Genomic DNA, 20,085 nt, shown 5'->3' on the forward strand with positions numbered 1-20,085 from the left:
GATGGGCAGGTCCAGGAACACACGGGACGCGCGGCGCACGCGCCGCGGGCCGTCCGCCGCCGAAGCCGTCGTGGAGGCGGTCGACGGCGGGCTCGCGCAACTCGTCCCCGACCCCGACCGCAGCCGGGCCTGGACCCTGCTGATCGACGGTGCCCCCCAGTCGCACGTCGACCTGGACGACCCCGGGTATCTGTCCTTCGAGTACCAGCGCCGCCTCGGCCATGTCATCGACCTCGCCGCCCCGCCCGGCCGGCCCGTGCACGCCGTGCACCTCGGCGGCGGCGCCCTCACCCTCGCCCGGTACACCGCCGCCACCCGGCCCCGGTCCACCCAGCAGGTCGTCGAGCGGGACGCGCGCCTGGTCCAACTCGTGCGCCGGGAGCTGCCGTTGGACCCCGGCGCCCGGATCCGGGTGCGCTCGGCGGACGCCCGCACGGGCCTGGCCAAGGTGCCGGACGGCTGGGCGGACCTGGTCATAGCCGACGTGTTCAGCGGCGCCCGCACCCCGGCCCACCTGACCTCCACCGAGTTCCTGGACGAGGTCCGCCGCGCCCTGAAGCCGTCCGGGGTCTACGCCGCCAACCTCGCCGACGGCCCGCCGCTGGCCCATCTGCGCGGCCAGATCGCCACCGCCGCCGCCCGGTTCGCCGAACTCGCCCTGATCGCCGACTCCGCCGTGCTGCGCGGCAAGCGCTTCGGCAACGCCGTCCTGGTCGCCTCCGACGCCCCGCTCCCCCTTCCCGAACTGACCCGCCGCGCCGCCTCCGACCCGCACCCGGCGCGGGTCGAACACGGCAGGCAGCTCAGGGACTTCACGGGCGGCGCGGCCCCCGTGACGGACGAGGCGGCGGTGGCCTCCCCGGCCCCGCCGCCGTCGGTGTTCCGCTGATCCGGCTGCCGTCGCCTACGGGGCTCAGTAGTTCCCGATCTCCACGTGCGGCGGCCCGTCGTGCCAGGTGCAGAACACCGACACCCGGTCCGTGCCCCGGGTGAACTCCACCCGGATCCAGGTCTCGGTCTTCCACACCTGCATCGACCAGCCGGTCCCCGGAGTCGCCGAGACGAGCGTGGCGTCGGCCGTGCCCAGATCGAACACGGCCCGGCCGCCGGCCGTGTCGTACGACTTGACCTGGCCGGACGCGGACGCGGAAGGAGAGGACGCGGGGGTGGGCGGGGGACTCGGAGACCGCGTGGGGGTGGCGGCCGGTGCCGTCGGGGTGCTCGACGGCCGCCGCGACGGGGACGGGTGAGGCGTCGTCGGCGAGGGCAGCGGTTTCGAGCCCTGGGCCGTGGCGCCTGCGGCCGTGACCGGCAGGGCGCGCGGCGGGTCGTACGCCGTCCCGGCCATCACCGTGTGCACGCCCCACCACGACAGCGTGACCGCCGCTCCCGTCGCGAGCAGCCACGCCAGTACGTGTACGAGTCCTCTGCGCATCCGGGCCATACTGCCTCAGGGGACCGCCGTGCGCACATGCCCGGAGTTGTCCACAGGCGCCAGCCGGGTGTGGGCCGTATGGCGTACGGTGCGGCGCATGGCAAGTGTGCTCGTGGTCGAGGACGACCAGTTCGTACGCTCGGCGCTCATCCGGCACCTGACCGAGGCCGCGCACACCGTGCGCAGCGTCGGTACGGCACTGGAGGCGCTGCGCGAGGTCGCCCATTTCCGGTTCGACGTGGTCATCCTGGACCTCGGACTGCCGGACCTGGACGGCTCCGAGGCGCTGAAGATGCTCCGCGGCATCACCGACGTCCCCGTCATCATCGCCACCGCCCGGGACGACGAGTCGGAGATCGTCCGGCTGCTGAACGCCGGTGCGGACGACTACCTGACCAAGCCGTTCTCCGTGGAGCACCTCTCGGCGCGGATCGCGGCCGTGCTGCGCCGGGCCCGCTCGGCCGGCGCGGAGGCCCCGCCCTCCTCCGTGCTCCGGGTCGGCGGCCTGACCGTCGATCCGCTGCGCCGCCAGGCCGAGCTGGACGGGGCCCGCCTCGACCTCACCCGCCGCGAGTTCGACCTGCTCGCCTTCCTCGCCGGCCGGCCCGGGGTCGTCGTCCCGCGCCGGGAGCTCCTCGCCGAGGTCTGGCAGCAGTCCTACGGCGACGACCAGACCATCGACGTCCATCTGTCCTGGCTGCGCCGCAAGTTGGGGGAGACGGCCGCCCGGCCCCGTTATCTGCACACGCTCCGGGGCGTCGGCGTGAAGCTCGAACCGCCCGCGGAACCCTCGGCGGACGGGGAGCCGGCGCGATGAGATGGGCCCTGGTCAAGGTCTGCCTGGCGGTCACCACGATGGTCGTGGTCGCCTTCGCCGTCCCGCTCGGCCTGGTCGTCAAGGAGATGGCCCGCGACCGGGCGTTCTCGAACGCCGAGCGGGAGGCCGCCGCGGTCGCGCCCGCGCTGTCCATCACCACCGACCGGGACGAACTGGAGCGGGTCGTGGCCTCGGCCGGCGCCGACTCCGGGATGGCCGTCCACCTGCCCGCCGACGGCGGCCGGTCCGCGCTCGACATCGGCCGGCAGCGCGCCGCCGACCGCGACATCCAGGCCGTACGGAGAATGGGCCGGGCCTCCACGACCACGGTGGCCGGCGGCTCCACCCTGCTCCAGCCGGTCGCGCTCGGCTCCGGCGACATCGCCGTCGTGGAGGTCTACGTCCCCGAGTCCGAGGTGACCAACGGCGTCGGCACGGCCTGGGCGGTCCTCGCGGCCGTCGGCCTCGCCCTGATCGTCGGCTCGGTCGCCGTCGCCGACCGGCTCGGGGTGCGCATGGTGCGGCCCGCCCAGCGGCTGGTCGAAGGCGCGCACGAACTGGGCGAGGGCAAGCTGGGCGCCCGGGTGCCGGAGGACGGGCCCACCGAACTCCGCCTCGCCGCAGTAGCGTTCAACTCCATGGCCGACCAGGTCGTCCAGCTCCTCGCCAACGAGAGGGAACTGGCGGCCGACCTCTCGCACCGGCTGCGCACCCCGCTCACCGTGCTGCGGCTCAACGCGGCCTCGCTGGGCGGCGGACCGGCCGCCGAGCAGACCCGGGCCGCCGTCGCCCAGCTGGAGCGCGAGGTCGACACCATCATCCGCACGGCCCGCGAGGCCAAACCGCAGACGGCCGCTCCCGGGCCCGGCGCCGGCTGCGACGCGGCCGAAGTGGTGCGTGAGCGCATGGAGTTCTGGTCCGCGCTCGCCGAGGACGAGGGCCGCAAGTGGCGGGTGGCCGGAGTGGAGCGGCCGGTGCGGATACCCGTGGCCCGCGCCGACCTGGCCGCCGCGCTCGACGCCCTGCTCGGCAACGTGTTCCGGCACACCGCCGAGGGCACCGCCTTCGCGGTGGACGTGCACAACGCCGAGGACGCGGTGATCGTGCTGGTCTCCGACGCGGGCCCCGGCATACCGGACCCGGAGGCGGCGATGGCCCGTGGCCGCGGCTCCGGCGCCGCCGGCTCCACCGGCCTCGGCCTCGACATCGTGCGCCGGCTCGCCGAGTCCACCGGCGGCGACGTCCGCATCGGCTCCTCGGTGCTGGGCGGCACCGAGGTGCGGATCTGGTTCCAGCTCGACGGCCGCAAACCGGCCGGGCGGGGACACCGGACGCGCCGTCGCCGGCCGCGCAAACCGGTCGCGACTGGTCTCGACCATTAATCGTCCCCGATCCCTTCCTTAAGCGAACCCTAAGGTCTGCAATCACCGTCCCGATCAGGCCATTTGCCCGATTCCACATCGCTAGCGTGCTGCCGCACCCCACCCCCCTGAACAGCGAAGGCAGGCACGCGCATGACCACGCACCGGCGCAGGATCAGCGGCAGGAACAAGGCGATCGGCTCTCTCGTGGCCGCGGCCGTGGTCGGCGGCGGCGCTCTCGTGCTCACCGGCACCGCCAACGCGGCCGGCGTGAACGCCGCGTACACCAAGACCAGCGACTGGTCGACCGGCTACACCGCGCAGTACGTCGTCACCAACAACAGCGGCCAGGCCGAGAAGACCTGGACCCTGGAGTTCGACCTCCCGGCGGGCGCCAGGCTCAGCTCCCTGTGGAACGGCGAGTCGAGCGTCAGCGGCTCGCACGTCACGGTGAAGCCCGCGAAGTGGGACACCGACGGCCTCGCTCCCGGCAAGTCGGTGACCGTCGGCTTCGTGGTCGACGGCAAGGGCGACCCGACCGGCTGTCGTATCGACGACGCCCAGTGCTCCGCGGACGGCGGCGCCACCCCGGAGCCCAGCGGCCGCCCCACGCAGTCCCCGTCGCCCACCGCCACTCCCACCGCCACGCCCACCCCGACCAAGAGCAGCACTCCGACGCCGACCGCCTCCCAGACCACCGGCAGCGGCACCACCGCCTCCGCCGGCTTCGCCCCGTACGTCGACACCTCGCTCTACCCGGCCTTCGACCTGGTCGGCGCAGCCGACGCGACCGGCGTGAAGAACTACAACCTCGCCTTCGTCACCGACGGCGGCGGCTGCACCCCCAAGTGGGGCGGCGTGACCGACCTGACCAGCGACGCGGTGGCCGCGCAGATCGGCTCGCTGCGCGCCAAGGGCGGTGACGTGAGGGTCTCCTTCGGCGGCGCCTCCGGCTCCGAACTGGCCACCACCTGCTCCTCGGCGGACGCCCTGGCGGCGGCCTACGGCAAGGCGATCGACGCGTTCAAGCTGACCAAGGTCGACTTCGACGTCGAGGGCGGCGCGCTGCCCAACACCGCCGCCAACACCCGCCGCGCCCAGGCCATAGCCAAGCTCCAGCAGCAGCACCCCGGCCTGGACGTCTCCTTCACCCTCCCGGTGCTGCCGCAGGGCCTCACCCAGGACGGGGTGAACCTGCTGTCCGACGCCAAGTCCAACGGCGTGAAGATCGGCGCCGTCAACATCATGGCGATGGATTACGGCCCCTCGTTCAACGGCGACATGGGCGACCTGGCCGAGCAGGCCGCGACCGCGACCCAGGCCCAGGTCAAGAGCGTGCTCGGACTGTCCGACTCCGCCGCCTGGAAGACCGTCGCCGTCACCCCGATGATCGGCGTCAACGACGTCTCCTCCGAGGTGTTCAAGGTGGACGACGCCACCCAGCTGGTGAACTTCGCCAAGTCCAAGGGCCTCGGCGGGCTGTCGATGTGGTCCGCCGCCCGCGACAGGCAGTGCGACGGCGGTGCGAAGAACTCCGCCGACCCCACCTGCAGCTCGATCCTCCAGGACAAGTTCGCCTTCTCGAAGGCGTTCGGCGCGTTCAACTGACGCACCCACGACGGAGGGGCGCGGCATTCCGGGGGGATTGCCGCGCCCCTTCCCGGCGTCTCAGGCCGCGGTCTCCACCGGAGGCAGCGTCCCCGTCCGCGCCACCTCGGCGTACCAGCGCGCGCTCGACTTCGGCGTCCGTTCCAGCGTCGCGTAGTCCACGTACACCGCGCCGAACCGCTTGCCGTAGCCGTACGCCCACTCGAAGTTGTCCATCAGGGACCACAGGTAGTAGCCGCGGACGTCGGCGCCGTCGGCGATGGCGCGCCGGACCTCCGCGAGATGGCCGTGCAGATAGGCGATGCGCTCCGGGTCGTGGACGCGGCCGTCGGGGTCGGGCTTGTCGTCGTAGGCCGCGCCGTTCTCGGTGATGTAGAGGGGCAGGCCGGGGGCCTCGCGGGTGTAGCGCTGGATCAGGTCGTACAGGCCCGTCGGATCGATCGTCCAGCCCATCTCCGTGCGCTCGCCGGGCGTCTGGTGGAAGACCACGTCGTCGGCGCCCGGCCAGGGGGAGTGTTCGCTGGCGCCGTGGCCGTCCGCCCGCGGGCCCCTGACCTCTCCGGAGGCGGCCGACACCAGCGCCGGGGTGTAGTAGTTCAGGCCGAGGGCGTCCAGCGGGACGTTGATCGTGCGCAGGTCGCCGTCGAGGACGTACGACCAGTCGGTGATCGAGGACGTGGCCTCGAGCAGCGACGCGGGGTAGGCGCCGCGCAGCATCGGGCCGTGGAAGACGCCGTTGGCCAGGTCGTCGATCCGGCGGGCCGCGGCCAGGTCGGCCGGGTCCTGCGAAAGCGGCCGTACCACCGAGGAGTTGAGGCTGATCGCGACCTCGTTGCGGGCCGGCATCACCGAGCGCAGGGCGGACGCCGCGAGGCCGTGCGCCAGGTTGAGGTGGTGGGCTGCGCGCAGGGAGGCCGCCGGGTCGGTGCGGCCGGGGGCGTGCACACCGGAGCCGTAGCCCAGGAAGGCGCTGCACCAGGGCTCGTTGAGGGTGATCCACTGCTCCACCCGGTCGCCGAGCGCCGCACCGACCAGCTCGGCGTACTCGGCGAACCGGTGGGCGGTGTCCCGCTGCGGCCAGCCGCCCGCGTCCTCCAGTTCCTGGGGCAGGTCCCAGTGGTAGAGGGTGAGCGCGGGCTTGATGCCGTGGGCGAGGAGCTCGTCCACCAGCCGGCGGTAGAAGTCCAGGCCGCGCTGGACCGCGGGTCCCCGGCCGGTGGGCTGCACCCGGGACCAGGAGACCGAGAAGCGGTACGCGGTCAGGCCCAGCTCCGCCATCAGCGCCACGTCGTCGCGGTAGCGGTGGTAGTGGTCGACAGCGATGTCACCGGTGTCGCCGCCGGCCGTCTTGCCCGGGGTGTGGCTGAAGGTGTCCCAGATCGAGGGGGTGCGGCCGTCCTCCCGCACCGCCCCCTCGATCTGGTAGGCCGAGGTCGCGGCGCCCCAGAGGAAGGCGGGAGGAAAGGTCACGGAGGTGGCGGGTTCAGGCATGGAAGCGCTCCCATTGGGGTCGTAGGAGACCTGGTGCGGCAGGTGCGGAACAGAAGAGGGGGAAGGGGCCGGGGCGGCGGTGGCCCGGCCCCCGGGCGGAAGGACCGCCGGCGAAGCCGTCGGGGGCGCCGTCAGCCCTTGATCGCGCCCTGCATGATCCCGCCCACGATCTGCTTGCCGAACAGGACGAAGGCGATCAGCAGCGGCAGGGTGCCCAGCAGGGCGCCGGCCATGATCACCGCCTGGTCCGGGACGTACCCGGTGCCGAGCGAGTTCAGGGCCACCTGCACCGTCGGGTTCTGCTGGTTCAGGGCGATGATCGGCCAGAGGAAGTCGTTCCAGGCGAACACGAACGTCAGCAGGCCGAGGACGGCCATGGCCGGGCGCGCCGCGGGGAAGACCACGTGCCAGACGATCCGGATGCTGCTCGCCCCGTCCACCCGGGCCGCCTCGATCAGCTCCGTCGGCAGCGCCTGCACCAGGTACTGGCGCATGAAGAAGGTGCCGAAGGCGGTGACGAGACTCGGCAGGATCACCGTCTGCAGCTGGTTGGACCAGCCGAGGTCGGACATCCACAGGTACAGCGGTACGACGGCCAGCTGCGGCGGGATCATCATCGTGCCGATGGTCAGCAGCAACAGCAGGCTGGAGAAGCGGAACCGCAGCTTGGCGAAGGCGAACCCGGCCAGCGTGGAGAACAGCACCGTGCTCACCGTGATCGTGCCCGCCACGATCACCGAGTTGAACATCGCGGTCCCGAGACCCGCCTGGTCCCAGGCCGTCTGCAGGTTCGTGAACAGATTGCCGCCGAACCACAGCGGCGGCGGGGTCTCGGCCAACCGCCGGTCGGTGCGGGACGCGGCGACCGCCGTCCACACCAGCGGGGCGAGCGAGACCAGCGCGAAGACGGTGAGCACGACGTAGGCCACCGGGCCCGCGTGCAGCTGCTTGCCGGCGCCCATCACCCGGCGACGGCCGGCCTTCCGGGGCAGGGTGAGTTCAGTGGTCGTCATTGGGACTTCCTCAGCCGTCGGGTGAGCAGCAGATTGACCGCGGCGATGATCAGCAGGACCAGGAACATCGACCAGGCGATCGCGGACGCCTTGCCGAGATTGCCGATGATCCAGCCCTGGTCGTACATGTACAGGCCGAGCGTCTGGTACTGGTGCTCGGAGCCGCCCTTGGACCCGCTCACCCCGCCGAACAGCAGCGGCTCGCCGAAGAGCTGGGTCGCGCCGATCGTGGAGACCACGACCGTGAACAGGATCGTCGGGCGCAGCTGCGGGATGGTCACGTGCCGGAACTGCTGCCAGCGGTTGGCGCCGTCGATCGCCGCCGACTCGTACAGATCGGTCGGGATCGCCTGCATGGCGGCCAGGTAGATCAGCGCGTTGTACCCCGTCCACCGCCAGATCACGATCGAGGACACCGCGAACTGCGAACCCCAGTCGGACTCACGCCAGTTGATCGGGTTCACCCCGAAGAAGTGCAGGATCCAGTTGACCATGCCGCCGTCCCACGAGTACAGCAGCGTGAACACCAGGGTCGCCGCGGCCACCGAGGTGGCGTACGGGGTGAGCATCACCACACGCCAGACGGTGGAACCGCGCAGCTTGTAGTTCAGCAGGTGCGCCAGCCCGATCGCGGCCAGCAGCTGCGGCACGGTCGAGATGACACCGATGGTCAGGGTGTTCTTCAGCGCGTTCCAGAAGAAGTCCGAGGACCACAGGTTCTTGTAGTTGTCCAGGCCCGCCCAGGTCTGGTGGTCCAGGGCCGACAGCTGCACGTTGTGCAGCGAGTACCAGGCCGTGTACAGCAGCGGGACCAGGGTGAAGGCGCCGAACAGGATGAAGAAGGGGGACACGAACGCGTACGGCGACGCCTTCATGTCCCAGCGGTACAGCCGGCTGCGCCAGGAGTCGGGGCCCGCCGGGGTACCGCGACCGTGAGCGCCCCGGGCCGCGCCCGGCGGAGTGCCGGGCGCGGCGTCGGCGCTCGCCGCGGGGTGCGCGAGAGCCTGCTTGGAGCTGGTCACTGGCCGAGCACGTCCTTGATCTCCTTGGACGCCGCGTCCCAGCCCTGGGACGGCGACTTGCCCTTCTGCTCGACCTGGAGGATGCCGACGTCGGTGATCGCGGAGTTGATCGGCTGGTCCTTGATGCCGAAGTACTGGACCGGGATGGTCTTGGCCGAGTCGGCGAAGATCTGGGTGATCGGCGCGTTCGAGAAGTACGCCGTGGTGTCCGCGGCCGGCTTCAGGCTCGCGTACGCCGACGGGGTCGACGGGAAGCTGGCCTGCTTGGCGAAGACCTTGGCCTGCTGCTCGGGCGCGGTCAGCCACTTGGCCAGCGCGATGGCCTCCTTCTGGTGCTTGCTCGCGAGCGGCACGCCGAGGAAGGAGCCGCCCCAGTTGGCCGCGGTGGGCGCCGCCGCCACGTCCCACTTGCCCTTGCCGGAGTCACCGGACTTCTGCTCGATGTAGCCGAGCATCCAGGCCGGGCAGGCGACGGTGGCGAAGGTGCCGTTGGCGTAGCCCTGGTCCCAGGTGGGGTCGAACTGCTTCAGCTTCGCCGACATGTCGCTGGTGGCGACGTCCATGGCGGCGTTCCAGGCCTTCTTCACGCCGTCGGACTTGTCCCAGACGACGTTCCCGTCCTTGTCGTAGTAACGCTCGTCACCGCCGCCGAGGGCCGCGTTGTAGACGGAGGCCGCGGAGTCCACGAACTTGGTGCCCTTGGGCGCCTTCTTCATGTACTGCTTGCCGACGTCGACGTACTTGGCCCAGTCGCCCTTCCACATCTCGGCGAGCTTGGTCCGGTCGGTCGGCAGCCCGGCCTTCTGGAGCAGGTCCTTGCGGTAGCAGATGGCCATCGGGCCGATGTCCGTGCCGAGGCCTATGAGCTTGCCGTCCTTGGTGGTGGCCTGGGCGTTCTTCCAGTCCAGCCACTGCGACTTGTCGACCTGCTTGCCGAGGTCGACGAACTTGTTCGCCTGGGTCTGCACGGCCTCGGTGATGTTGCCGACCTCGATGGCCTGGATGTCGTCGGTGCCGGAGCCGGCCTGGAGGCGGGTGAGCACCTTCGGCCAGTACACGTCGGTACGGGTGGTGACGTTCTCCTTGATGTTGATGTCGGGGTGGAGCTTCATGTACTCGTCGTAGAGGCCGGCCTGCTTGTAGCCGAAGACGCCGAAGGTGCCGACGGTCAGCGTGATCTTGCCCTTGCCACTGCCGTTTCCGCCGGAGTCGTTCGACGAGCCGTCGTCCGAGTCCTTGGCGCAGCCGGCCAGCAGCCCGGTGGTCAGTGCGGCCACGGCCGCGAGGGCCATCAGCCGCCGTGACCGGCGGATGCTCGTGCGCATTGCGTCCTCCTGTTGCCTGACGTGCCGACCCCCCGGCCAACTGCATGATTTGGGCCCGTTCTTGCGCGCTGCGGCTCGGGCGGGGAACGTGCGGGTTGTGTAGGTGTCAGGTACTGTGGGAGCGCTCCCACCAGTGATGTGTTGAAGAGTCGCGGGTCGGCGCCGGGGTGTCAAGGGAGCGGACGCGGACAACTCTGTTCAGTTATCTGAGCGTTAACTGAGGACGCGCGGCGGCGGCGACCGTCGATATCCGGCCGACCGGCGGGGAAGGAAAAGGTGGGGGGCGAGGAGGAACCGGAGGCCGGTCGCGCGGGGGGTGGGGGCGGCACCCCCGGGACGGTCACTGCGGCGGACGGTCCTGTTACATTCCAGGCCAGCACCACGAGTCGGTCGAGAGGGGCGGAGCCCATGGTAAGCCACGGAGCGCGGGGCCGGAGCGGTGGCCGGCCCACGCTCGAGGAGGTCGCCGCCCGGGCCGGAGTCGGCCGGGGCACCGTCTCGCGGGTGATCAACGGCTCGCCCCGGGTGAGCGACGCCACCCGCGCCGCGGTCGAGGCCGCGGTCGCCGAGCTGGGCTACGTCCCCAACACGGCCGCCCGTGCCCTGGCCGCCAACCGCACCGACTCCATCGCCCTCGTGGTCCCCGAACCCGAGACCCGATTCTTCGCAGAACCGTACTTCTCGGACATGCTGCGCGGTGTGGGCTCGGAACTCTCCGACACCGAGATGCAGTTGCTGCTGATCTTCGCGGGCAGCGACCGCGAGCGCCGGCGCCTCGCCCAGTACCTGGCGGCCCACCGGGTGGACGGCGTCCTGCTGGTCTCCGTCCACGCCGACGACCCGCTGCCCGACATGCTGTCCCAGCTGGAGATCCCGGCCGTGATCAGCGGCCCCCGCTCGGCCGGCGAGACGCTCACCTCCGTGGACTCCGACAACTACGGCGGCGCCCGCTCGGCCGTGGAGCACCTGCTGTCCCGGGGCCGCACCCGCATCGCCCACATCACCGGCCGCCTCGACGTCTACGGCGCCCAGCGCCGCGTCGACGGCTACCGCGACGCCCTGCGCGACGCGGGCCGGGATGCGGACGAACTCCTCGTCGAGCCGGGCGACTTCACCGAGGAGGGCGGCCGCCGCGCCATGTCCGTGCTGCTGGAGCGCCGCCCCGACCTGGACGCGGTCTTCGCCGGCTCGGACGTGATGGCGGCCGGCGCCCGGCAGGTGCTGCGCGAGGCGGGCCGCCGCATCCCCGACGACGTGGCCCTCGTGGGCTACGACGACTCGGCCATAGCCCGCCACATGGACCCGCCGCTGACCAGCGTCCGCCAGCCCATCCAGGAGATGGGCCGCGCCATGATCGACCTGCTGCTCACGGAGATCGCCGACCGCCGCCCGGCCGCGTCCCGGGGCCTGGAGCGACGGCACGCGGTGCTCCCCACGGAACTGGTGCCGCGCGCGTCGTCGTAGCGGTGCCGCCGGCTGTGTCGTCGAGGGTGGGGCGACGGGCAGGTGGCGGGGCGCGGCCCGGTGTCCGTCGCCGGCCGCCTGCCGCGGCGGTGAGGTCCCGGGGCCGCCGGCATCGCCGCCGTACAAACGACTCAGCCGGTGACGCGTCCTGCGACGACGTCACCGGCTGATCGGTGAGGGTGAGTGACGGGACTCGAACCCGCGACATCCTGGACCACAACCAGGTGCTCTACCAGCTGAGCTACACCCACCACGACCGGCGGTGGAACGTGTCGTTTCCCCGACCGGCCGAGAAGAAGTCTACAGGGTCGGAAGGGGTGCTCGCGCACACGTTTTCGCGCGACGCTCCGCGCGCCGTCCGCCGGGAGGACCGGGCCGTTCGCGGGCGGCTAGCGCGCGGGCAGGACGTGCTTGGCCGCGATCGACTTCGCGGTGTCGGAGTCCGGGCCGGGCTGCGGGACGAAGATGGCCTCGCGGTAGTAGCGCAGCTCGGCGATCGACTCGCGGATGTCGGCGAGGGCCCGGTGGTTGCCGTTCTTCTCCGGGCTGTTGAAGTACGCCCGCGGATACCAGCGGCGGGCCAGCTCCTTGATGGAGGACACGTCGACGATCCGGTAGTGCAGGTAGTCCTCCAGGGTCGGCATGTCCCGCAGCAGGAAGCCGCGGTCGGTGCCGACGGAGTTGCCGCACAGCGGGGCCTTGCCGGGTTCCTTCACGTACTCCTTCACATACGCGAGGACCTGTTCCTCGGCGTCCTTCAGCGTCGTGCCGTTCGGCAGCTCCGCGAGCAGGCCGGACGTGGTGTGCATCTGACGCACGACCTCCGGCATCGTCTCCAGCGCCTGCTCCGGCGGGCGGATGACGATGTCCACCCCCTCGCCGAGTACGTTCAGCTCGGAGTCGGTGACGAGGGCGGCCACCTCGATGAGCGCGTCGTCGGACAGCGAGAGGCCGGTCATCTCGCAGTCGATCCACACCATGCGATCGTTCATGCGTCCACCCTAAAGCGGACCTGAGCTTTTGGGTGCCCCCCTGCGCTCGCCCCGCGCTCGGCGGGAGCCGGTGAGCGGGTGGGGGCGGGACGATCCCGCCCCCACGCTCAGTTGCCGCTGCGCGGCCCCGGCAGCAGCCCCACCGCGCCGGCCGCCTGGCGGCGGCTCTGCATCGGGACGCCGTTGTCGCGCTCCGAGTGCAGCACGGAGGGCGCGTGGCCCATCGGCCCGTGGCCGGACAGGCCCGCGGCCGGGCCCGGCTGGCCGGAGGCCTGCGCCTGCGGCTCCGCGTCCGCCGGTTTCTCGCCCTGCGGCCTGCGGGCGCGGTAGGCGGCCCGGTAGGCGGCCGGGGACGAGCCGAGCTGGCGGCGGAAGTGGCCGCGCAGCGCGACGGGGGAGCGGAAGCCGCACCGGCCCGCCACCTCGTCCACGGAGTAGTCCGAGGTCTCCAGCAGCCGCTGGGCCTGCAGCACCCGCTGGGCCTGCAGCACCCGCTGGGTGATCAGCCACTGCAGCGGAGCGCTGCCGGTCAGCGAGCGGAACCGGCGGTCGAACGTACGGCGGCTCATATAGGCGCGTGCCGCCAGCGTCTCCACGTCGAACTGCTCGTGGAGGTGTTCCAGCGCCCAGGCGACGACCTCGGCGAGCGGGTCGGCGCCGATCTCCTCGGGTAAAGACCTGTCGAGGTAGCGTTCCTGCCCGCCCGACCGGCGCGGCGGGACCACCAGGCGCCGGGCGAGCGCGCCGGCCGCCTCGTTGCCGTGGTCCGTGCGCACGATGTGGAGGCAGAGATCGATGCCGGCCGCCGTACCCGCGCTGGTCAGGACGTCGCCGTCGTCCACGAACAGCTCGCGCGGATCGACGTGCACCGACGGATAGCGCTTGGCCAGCGTCGGCGCGTACATCCAGTGGGTGGTCGCCGGACGGCCGTCCAGCAGGCCCGCCGCGGCCAGCACGAAGGCGCCGGTGCACAGGCCGACTATGCGGGCGCCCTCCTCGTGCGCCCGGCGCAGCGCGTCGAGCGCCTCCTCCGGCGGTGGCGCGGTGATCGACCGCCAGGCCGGCACGACGACCGTCCCGGCGCGGGAGATCGCCTCCAGTCCATGTGGTGCGGTGAGTTCCAGGCCCCCTGTGGTCCGCAGCGGGCCCTCCTCGCCGGCGCACACCAACAGGCGGTAGCGCGGCACGCCGGCGTCCTGGCGGTCGATCCCGAACACCGACAACGGAATGGAACTCTCGAAGATGGGGCCGCCGCTGAACAGCAGCACCGCGACGATCTCCTTGCGGCGTCGCCCGGAGAGTTTCCGGGCCGCGGCTTCCGGCGCGGCAGTGGAGTCGTGGCTCATACTGCTAAGCCCCCCTCGGTGGTCGCGGCTCCTCGGTTGTGTCGCTCCTGCACGTTTCCCCTCGGTCCTGCACGAGTCCCCCGCCGTAAGACAGTCAAGATCGAATCTACTGGTTCCCGCGGTCGGGCGGTGACCAGTTCCACACGCCTCGGATTGTCGACATGACAACTTGGCGTGAAGCATTCGATCACGAAGCGTTGCACTCGTGGAGCGCGCAGGGAAGTGCGCCTTGTGGCGGTGGCTAAACCGCGTAGGGTGCGCCGGCGCCCGCAGACCCTTTCCGTGCAGGTCGAACGGGGGTTGGAGGGTGGTCGGGAGCCCCATGGGGCGACATTCGGAAGTTGGCTGAAAAGAAGCGTTCCGGGGTGCGGAAACAGGTCAATCGACCGGTGTCGGCCGACGGGTGTGACGTCCGCCTCTTTGCGCACCGGAATCCTCTGCGGAAACCTCGCCGTCACCTCCGTGCCGCCGGGCGCACCGCTCCGACCGGCGCAGCAGGAGCCGGCAGGCGGTGGTGACGGCGGCCAGGCCCAGCGCGGCCCCCGCCGCGCCGGCCGGCGAGGTGCCGTACCAGAGCAGGACCACGGGGACGAGCGCGCAGCTGAAGGCGGCCCAGCGGATCACGTCGCTCACGGTGTCCGGCGCGGGGCGCGGCTCGGGGTCGGGGCGGGGACCGGACATCACTCGAACTCCCTGTGGCGGTGGCTCACCGATACTCAACGCGTGTCCGGCCGGTCGGTCACCGGCCGTACATCCGGTGACCCTGTGCAAACCGCCTGTACGGGGCAGCAACCATTGCGTTACGGGCGTCGCTCGTGCATGCTCCGGTGAACCCCTGCGGACACCGGGGGACCGCTTACGGAGCGTGCGCGGCATCTGGGCTCGGGAGGCGTGCCGCCGTACCCTTGGGGGTATGGGGTTGGGAAGACCTTTCCCGGACTTCCCGGGTACGGATTCCGCCGCACGCTTCGTCCCCCATCCATAAAGGATCACAACGCCGAGACAGCCATGGCCGGTCACGAATTCTTCGAACCCGCGGACCGCAAGCGGCCGGTCGCCGACCCCACGGCGGCCGATCCCCTGGCGGCGGAAGAGTCACGCCCCTCCTGCGACCCTGCCTTCCGGCACGGAGTCGTCGTCGGCTTCGACGGCTCCACCTCCAGTGAGCGTGCCCTCGCCTACGCCGTCGGCATGGCCCACCGCTCGCACTCGGGCCTGATCATCGTCCATGTCGCCAACCGGCTGCCCACCACCGTGTGGGCCGGCTGCGAGCCGCCGGTCTTCGTCGACGTGCCGGACCATCGCACCGAGGTGCTCGGTCTGGAGCTGGCGTGCGCCGACCATCTGGCCGAGGTGCCGTGGATCCTGGTCGAGCGGGGCGGGGACATCTGCCACGAACTGGAAGAGGTCGGGCGGGAGTACGAGGCGGACGCGATCGTCGTCGGCTCCACGCACGGCATCGTCGGCCGGATCTTCGGCTCCGTCGCGGGACGGCTCGCCAAGCGGGCGCAGCGGCCCGTGATCGTCATTCCCTGACGGTCGCTCCCCGATCCCCGGTTCCCTTTGTGCAACGCGAAACTACTCGCGCGTAGAGGTGGTTTGTGCCCTTGTGAAGGGCATATACCGGTCACCGCACAACTGCACAGCATGAAGGGAGCCCGCCGTGGACAACGGAGTCTCTGCGGGAATCGGAAGCACCGTCGTGGCCGGCCGACTCGCCCTGGGAGTCACCCTGTTGGCGTTCGGACTCGGCACGACCGGAGTGATCCATTCGGTGGCGGCGTCCGACGCCGTGTCACTGGCCCACTACGTGGGCGGAGTTGCCCTGTTCCTCCTCGGTCTGCTCGCCTTCCGGGGCGGCGACAGCGCCTCCGGCACGGGCTTCGCGGCCCTCGGCGCACTGTGGTTCACCTGGGCCGTCGCGGGCCACTCCTCCGCCAACGCGGCCGGGCTCTTCCTGCTGCTGTTCGCCCTCGTGGCGCTCACCCTGACCCTCGCGGGCGGCGACAGCCTCGGACAGCTCATGTACGGGCTGCTGTTCCTGGCGATGCTGGTGCTGGGCGTCGCGGCGTTCGCCGACAGCTCCTCGCTGACCAAGGTGGGCGGCTGGGTCGCCGCGGTGTCGGGGGCGGTCGCCTGGTACGCGGCCACCGCGGCGCTCGCGCACTGGCCGACGGTGCTTCCTCGGCGTGCCGCCGGCCGGGGGGTGACGGCCACCGGCTGAATCTGGCGGCGCTGAAAGGGACCCCCACGTGAAGGTGGCCACGTGGGGGTCCCTTTTTTGCGCCTAAACCGGCGCCGCTCTCGCGGACGTGGTTGCTCGCCGCGGGGGTTGCTCAATTGTCGCTTCGGTGGTCGAGGGAATTTCCTACTCCACCGTCACCGACTTCGCCAGGTTCCTCGGCTTGTCGATGTCCCTGCCCAGGGCCTTCGCCGTGTGGTACGCGAGGAGCTGGAGCGGGATGCCCATGAGGATGGGGTCGAGCTCGTCCTCGTTCTTGGGGACGACGATCGTCTGGTCGGCCTTCTCCTGCGGCTGGTGGGCCACGGCGAGGATCTTGCCGCTGCGGGCCTTGATCTCCTCCAGGGCCGCGCGGTTCTTCTCCAGCAGGTCGTCGTCGGGGACGATCGCGACCGTCGGCAGGGCCGGCTCGATCAGGGCCAGCGGGCCGTGCTTCAGCTCGGAGGCGGGGTAGGCCTCGGCGTGGATGTAGGAGACCTCCTTGAGCTTCAGGGAGGCCTCGCGGGCCACCGGGTAGCCCCGGACGCGGCCGATGAAGAGCATCGAGCGGGCCTCGGCGTACAGCTCGGCCAGCTCCTTGATCTGCTCCTCCTGCTTGAGGATCTCGGTGATCTGCTCGGGCAGCCTGCGCAGGCCGTCGATGATCCGCTTGCCGTCGCGGACCGAGAGGTCACGGGTGCGGCCGAGGTGCAGGGCGAGCAGCGCGAAGGCGACCGTGGTGTTCGTGAAGCACTTGGTGGACACCACGCAGACCTCCGGGCCCGCGTGGACGTAGATCCCGGCGTCCGCCTCGCGGGCGATCGCCGAGCCGACCACGTTGACGACGCCGAAGACCCGCGCGCCCTTGCGCTTGAGCTCCTGGACGGCGGCGAGGACGTCGTACGTCTCACCGGACTGGGAGACGGCCACGTACAGGGTCTCGGGGTCCACCACGGCGTTGCGGTAGCGGAACTCGGAGGCCGGCTCGGCGTCCGCCGGGATGCGGGCCAGCTCCTCGATCATCTGGGCGCCGATCAGGCCCGCGTGGTACGAGGTGCCGCAGCCGAGGATCTTCACGCGGCGGATCTGCCGGGCCTCGCGGGCGTCCAGGTTGAGGCCGCCGAGGTGCACGGTGGAGAAGCGGTCGTCGATGCGGCCGCGCAGCACGCGGTCCACGGCCTCGGCCTGCTCGAAGATCTCCTTGTGCATGTAGGTGTCGTGGCCGCCCATGTCGTACGACTCGGCCTCCCACTCCACCGTGGTGGGCTCGGCGGTGGTGCGCGTGCCCTCGGTGGTGTAGGTGCGGAAGTCGTCGGCCTTGAGGGTGGCCATCTCACCGTCGTCGAGGGTGACTATCTGGCGGGTGTGGGTGACCAGGGCGGCGATGTCGGAGGCGACGAACATCTCCTTCTCGCCGATGCCGAGGACGACCGGGGAGCCGTTGCGGGCCACGACGATCCGGTCCGGGAAGTCGGCGTGCAGCACGGCGATGCCGTAGGTGCCCTCGATCAGCCGGACCGCCTGGCGCACCTTGTCCTCCAGGCGGTCGGCCTGCGAGCGGGCGATGAGGTGGGTGAGGACCTCGGTGTCGGTCTCGGAGAGGAACTCGACGCCGTCCGCCTCCAGCTTGCGGCGCAGGTCGGCGGCGTTGTCGATGATGCCGTTGTGGACGACGGCGACCTTGTTGTCGGCCGACATGTGCGGGTGGGCGTTGACGTCGGAGGGGGCGCCGTGGGTGGCCCAGCGGGTGTGGGCGATGCCGGTGGTGCCCTTGAAGCGCGCCGGGACCTTGGCCTCCAGGTCGCGCACCCGCCCCTTGGCCTTGACCATCGTCAGGCCGGGCGCCTTCGGGGAGGTGACGACCAGCCCCGCGGAGTCGTAGCCGCGGTACTCCAGCCGCTGCAGGCCCTCCAGCAGGAGAGGGGCCACGTCACGCTTCCCGATGTATCCGACAATTCCGCACATGTATAGGTATCTCTCAGCCTGGCGTCTCAGCCGTAGACGATGCGGCGCAGCTGCCTGAGGGTCAGCTCGGGCGGTGCCACCGCTCGGTACTTGAGGTCCGCCGCGATCCGTTCGAAGATCTCCGCGTTGACCAGGCCCTGGGCCTGGAGTTCGCGGTGGCGGCGACGGACGTAGTCCTCCGTCGACTCGTCGAAGTAGGCGAGCACGTCCTGGATCACCCGCAGCGCCTCGCCCCGGCCGAGGGGCGTGGACCGCGTCAGATGATCAACAAGTTCGTCGTGCACCCGGTAGATCCTGAGGTACGAGCGGCGGTTTCGCAAGAATCCTGCCCGATTTCGGGCAGGTCTGCGGAGCGGCTGTGGGGATCATTTGTTCGCCGGGCGTCCATCTTGTGGCCTGCGTCTCGTTGAAGACATGGACCATTTTCAGACGCCATGGACATTCCTCGAATGGGAGTACCCGAGAAACTGGCCGCGCGCATGAGCATGGCCGAGCAGCACGAGTATCTGCGCGCCAGGTTCTCACGGCGCAGCCTGATCAGAGGCGGCGCCGTCACGCTGGGCGCGGTAGCGGGTGGCGCGTTCGTGCCGGGCGCCACCGCACAGGCGGCCGTGCCCAGGCAGGCCGCCGCGCCCGCCGCCGAGGCCGTGGACGGCGCCTTCGTCGCCCCCTTCGGCCGCCACCTCGCCTACGGCAACGACCCGCGCACGGAGATGACCGTCTCCTGGCAGGTCCCGGTCGCCGTGAAGAAGCCGTTCATCCGCATCGGCGCCCACCCCTGGGACCTCTCCCGCAAGATCGAGGCCGAGGTCCGCAGCCTGTACACCCCGGCCGGCGTGGGCGCGAGCGGCGACCACACGCAGTACTACCTGCACGCCAGGCTCACCCACCTGCGCCCCGGCCGCACCTACTACTACGGCGTCGGCCACGACGGCTTCGACCCGGCCCAGCCGCACCTCGCCGGCACCCTGGGCACCTTCACCACCGCCCCCGCCCACAAGGCGCCCTTCACCTTCACCGCCTTCGGCGACCAGGGCGTCAGCTACCACGCGCTGGCCAACGACTCCCTGATCCTCGGCCAGAACCCGGCCTTCCACCTGCACGCCGGCGACATCGCCTACGGCGACTCGGCCGGCCAGGGCAAGGCCACCGACACCGGTTTCGACTCGCGCACCTGGGACCAGTTCCTCGCCCAGACCGAGTCGGTCGCCAAGCAGATCCCGTGGATGGTCAGTTACGGCAACCACGACATGGAGGCCTGGTACTCGCCCAACGGCTACGGCGGCGAGGAGGCCCGCTGGACCCTCCCCGGCAACGGCCCGGACGCGAAGAACCTGCCCGGCGTCTACTCCTTCGTCCACGGCAACACGGCGATCATCTCGCTGGACCCGAACGACGTCTCCTTCGAGATTCCGGCGAACCTGGGCATCTCCGGCGGAACCCAGACCAAGTGGTTCGAGAGCCAGCTGAAGCGGTTCCGGGCCCGCGACGACATCGACTTCGTCGTCGTCTTCTTCCACCACTGCGCGTACTGCACCTCCACGGCGCACGCCTCGGAGGGGGGCGTGCGCCAGGAGTGGGTGCCGCTGTTCGAGAAGTACCAGGTGGACCTGGTCATCAACGGCCACAACCACCAGTACGAGCGCACCGACGTCATCAAGGGCGGCCAGGTCACCAAGAAGCTCCCGATCGGCGGCACGGCGTACCCCGAGACCGAGGGCGTGGTGTACGTCACCGCGGGCGCGGCCGGCCGGAGCCTGTACGCGTTCAGCGCCCCGGACTCCTACGAGGGTCACGAGCACGAGGTCGACTCGGTCGCGTCCTTCGTCAACACCAAGGACGGCAAGGTGAACGAGACGGTCACCTGGTCCCGGGTCCGCTACCTCAACTACTCCTTCCTGCGCGTGGACGTCACTCCCGCGCCGAAGGGCCGTCAGACCACGCTGACGGTGTCGGGCATCGCCGAGACCGGCGACCGCATCGACCACTTCACGGTGTCCCGCACGGCCAAGTGACCCCGAGCCG

18 protein-coding genes and 1 tRNA gene are annotated in these 20,085 nt (G+C 71.1%); 8 read left to right on the plus strand and 11 right to left on the minus strand.

Features of this window, described 5'->3' with window-relative positions; genetic code table 11:
- Window position 1: 1 nt before the first annotated feature.
- Complete coding sequence (locus OG956_RS22510; RefSeq protein ID WP_330339788.1) at window positions 2-889, plus strand: spermidine synthase; 888 nt, start codon at window positions 2-4, stop codon at window positions 887-889.
- A gap of 24 nt (window positions 890-913) precedes the next feature.
- On the opposite strand, the gene OG956_RS22515 is transcribed toward OG956_RS22510, so the two are convergent.
- Window positions 914-1,435 (minus strand): hypothetical protein, encoded by a 522-nt coding sequence (locus tag OG956_RS22515; RefSeq protein WP_330339789.1) that lies wholly within the window; start codon window positions 1,433-1,435, stop codon window positions 914-916.
- Between the two features lie 97 nt (window positions 1,436-1,532).
- On the opposite strand from OG956_RS22515, the gene OG956_RS22520 reads away from it, so the two are divergent.
- The 3 genes from OG956_RS22520 to OG956_RS22530 all read left to right on the plus strand — a co-directional run bounded on the left by OG956_RS22520 (window position 1,533) and on the right by OG956_RS22530 (window position 5,221).
- The gene (locus OG956_RS22520; protein WP_330339790.1) at window positions 1,533-2,252 is read left to right on the plus strand and encodes a response regulator transcription factor; all 720 of its coding nucleotides are present in this window, start codon (window positions 1,533-1,535) and stop codon (window positions 2,250-2,252) included.
- Window positions 2,249-3,634 carry a sensor histidine kinase gene (locus OG956_RS22525; protein WP_330339791.1) on the plus strand — a complete coding sequence of 462 codons (1,386 nt, stop codon included), beginning with the start codon at window positions 2,249-2,251 and terminating at the stop codon, window positions 3,632-3,634. Before OG956_RS22520 ends, OG956_RS22525 begins: the two co-directional genes overlap by 4 nt.
- Window positions 3,635-3,766: 132 nt before the next feature.
- Window positions 3,767-5,221, plus strand: a complete 1,455-nt coding sequence (locus OG956_RS22530; RefSeq protein ID WP_330339792.1) for a glycoside hydrolase family 18 protein — start codon at window positions 3,767-3,769, stop codon at window positions 5,219-5,221.
- A 60-nt stretch (window positions 5,222-5,281) separates the two neighbouring features.
- Here OG956_RS22530 and OG956_RS22535 read toward each other — a convergent pair whose 3' ends face one another.
- From OG956_RS22535 to OG956_RS22550, 4 genes are all read right to left on the minus strand, one after another.
- A complete protein-coding gene (locus tag OG956_RS22535) occupies window positions 5,282-6,712 on the minus strand; it encodes a GH1 family beta-glucosidase (protein ID WP_330339793.1) in 1,431 nt (476 codons plus the stop codon).
- Between the two features lie 131 nt (window positions 6,713-6,843).
- Complete coding sequence (locus tag OG956_RS22540) at window positions 6,844-7,725, minus strand: carbohydrate ABC transporter permease (protein WP_330339794.1); 882 nt, start codon at window positions 7,723-7,725, stop codon at window positions 6,844-6,846.
- Window positions 7,722-8,747, minus strand: coding sequence for a carbohydrate ABC transporter permease (locus OG956_RS22545; RefSeq protein WP_330339795.1), 1,026 nt, complete (start codon window positions 8,745-8,747; stop codon window positions 7,722-7,724). Before OG956_RS22545 ends, OG956_RS22540 begins: the two co-directional genes overlap by 4 nt.
- Window positions 8,744-10,072 carry an ABC transporter substrate-binding protein gene (locus OG956_RS22550; protein WP_330339796.1) on the minus strand — a complete coding sequence of 443 codons (1,329 nt, stop codon included), beginning with the start codon at window positions 10,070-10,072 and terminating at the stop codon, window positions 8,744-8,746. The genes OG956_RS22545 and OG956_RS22550 overlap by 4 nt, the downstream gene beginning before the upstream one ends.
- A 408-nt stretch (window positions 10,073-10,480) precedes the next feature.
- On the opposite strand from OG956_RS22550, the gene OG956_RS22555 reads away from it, so the two are divergent.
- The gene (locus OG956_RS22555) at window positions 10,481-11,536 is read left to right on the plus strand and encodes a LacI family DNA-binding transcriptional regulator (RefSeq protein WP_330339797.1); all 1,056 of its coding nucleotides are present in this window, start codon (window positions 10,481-10,483) and stop codon (window positions 11,534-11,536) included.
- Window positions 11,537-11,714: 178 nt separating this feature from the next.
- Here OG956_RS22555 and OG956_RS22560 read toward each other — a convergent pair.
- The 4 genes from OG956_RS22560 to OG956_RS22575 form a co-directional block, all read right to left on the minus strand.
- Window positions 11,715-11,787 (minus strand) — tRNA-His (locus OG956_RS22560).
- 138 nt (window positions 11,788-11,925) lie between these two features.
- Window positions 11,926-12,528, minus strand: a complete 603-nt coding sequence (orn, locus tag OG956_RS22565) for an oligoribonuclease (protein ID WP_330339798.1) — start codon at window positions 12,526-12,528, stop codon at window positions 11,926-11,928.
- Window positions 12,529-12,635: 107 nt separating this feature from the next.
- A complete protein-coding gene (locus OG956_RS22570; protein ID WP_330339799.1) occupies window positions 12,636-13,874 on the minus strand; it encodes a helix-turn-helix domain-containing protein in 1,239 nt (412 codons plus the stop codon).
- 378 nt (window positions 13,875-14,252) lie between these two features.
- Window positions 14,253-14,555 (minus strand): hypothetical protein, encoded by a 303-nt coding sequence (locus OG956_RS22575; RefSeq protein ID WP_330339800.1) that lies wholly within the window; start codon window positions 14,553-14,555, stop codon window positions 14,253-14,255.
- A gap of 327 nt (window positions 14,556-14,882) precedes the next feature.
- Here OG956_RS22575 and OG956_RS22580 point away from each other — a divergent pair, with 327 nt between their 5' ends.
- The gene (locus tag OG956_RS22580) at window positions 14,883-15,410 is read left to right on the plus strand and encodes a universal stress protein (RefSeq protein ID WP_330339801.1); all 528 of its coding nucleotides are present in this window, start codon (window positions 14,883-14,885) and stop codon (window positions 15,408-15,410) included.
- 127 nt (window positions 15,411-15,537) lie between these two features.
- Entirely contained in the window at window positions 15,538-16,098 is a 561-nt protein-coding gene (locus tag OG956_RS22585; protein WP_330339802.1) for a GPR1/FUN34/YaaH family transporter, read from the plus strand.
- Window positions 16,099-16,242: 144 nt separating this feature from the next.
- On the opposite strand, the gene glmS is transcribed toward OG956_RS22585, so the two are convergent.
- Together glmS and OG956_RS22595 are read right to left on the minus strand one after the other, a co-directional pair.
- Window positions 16,243-18,060: a glutamine--fructose-6-phosphate transaminase (isomerizing) gene (glmS, locus tag OG956_RS22590; RefSeq protein WP_330339803.1), complete on the minus strand. Its 1,818-nt coding sequence runs from the start codon at window positions 18,058-18,060 to the stop codon at window positions 16,243-16,245.
- 26 nt (window positions 18,061-18,086) lie between these two features.
- The gene (locus OG956_RS22595; protein ID WP_330342918.1) at window positions 18,087-18,344 is read right to left on the minus strand and encodes a hypothetical protein; all 258 of its coding nucleotides are present in this window, start codon (window positions 18,342-18,344) and stop codon (window positions 18,087-18,089) included.
- A 165-nt stretch (window positions 18,345-18,509) separates the two neighbouring features.
- Here OG956_RS22595 and OG956_RS22600 point away from each other — a divergent pair, with 165 nt between their 5' ends.
- Window positions 18,510-20,075 carry a purple acid phosphatase family protein gene (locus tag OG956_RS22600; RefSeq protein WP_330339804.1) on the plus strand — a complete coding sequence of 522 codons (1,566 nt, stop codon included), beginning with the start codon at window positions 18,510-18,512 and terminating at the stop codon, window positions 20,073-20,075.
- The last annotated feature ends 10 nt before the right edge of the window (window positions 20,076-20,085 follow it).

This window comes from Streptomyces sp. NBC_00557 (assembly GCF_036345995.1).
Taxonomy (GTDB): Bacteria; Actinomycetota; Actinomycetes; order Streptomycetales; family Streptomycetaceae; genus Streptomyces.